The sequence below is a fragment of the Ferruginibacter sp. HRS2-29 genome (genome assembly GCF_024343615.1).
Taxonomy (GTDB): domain Bacteria; phylum Bacteroidota; class Bacteroidia; order Chitinophagales; family Chitinophagaceae; genus Ferruginibacter.
In genome coordinates this window covers 1-521 of sequence record NZ_RJUB01000068.1, presented here as the reverse complement: position 1 = coordinate 521, position 521 = coordinate 1, and the positions used below count along the sequence as shown (strand labels likewise).

General features: G+C 51.4%; 1 protein-coding gene. It reads right to left on the bottom strand.

The window, feature by feature from the left end:
* The coding region (locus EGI32_RS10920; protein ID WP_255155416.1) for a hypothetical protein at window positions 1-521 on the bottom strand (521 nt) is incomplete at both ends.

Below are 521 nucleotides of genomic sequence, written 5' to 3'. Positions count from 1 at the left end.
GTGCTGATGGAGCGGCATTCACTATTACGCTAGCAGTGGAAGTACAACCTGCGGAGTTACGTACTGTAATCGTGTAAGTATTTGGTGCAAGACCGGCAAATGTGGTGCTTGTCTGGAAAGTGGTTCCGTTGATACTGTATTCCAGGCCGGTGCCGGTTGGTGCCGTAATTACGATCGTTCCGGTTGGAGTGGCACAGGTAGGTTGGGTGACTGTAGCCGTAGCTGCAGCTGGCGCTGATGGAACGGCATTTAAAGTTGCAGTAGTAGTGGAGGTACAACCCGCGGCATTTCGCACCGAAATAGTATAGGTTCCCGGAGCAACGCCGGTAAATATATTACTTGCCTGGAAAGTAGTTCCATTGATGCTGTAAGTCAAGCCGGTTCCTGTTGGTGTATTGATGGTAATGGTACCGGTAGGTGTAGTACAGCTTGGCTGGGTAAGTGTGTAAGTTGCCACCGCAGGCGCACCCGGAACGGAGTTGATGGTGATCGTTGCGGTAACGGCACAACCTGTCGCATTT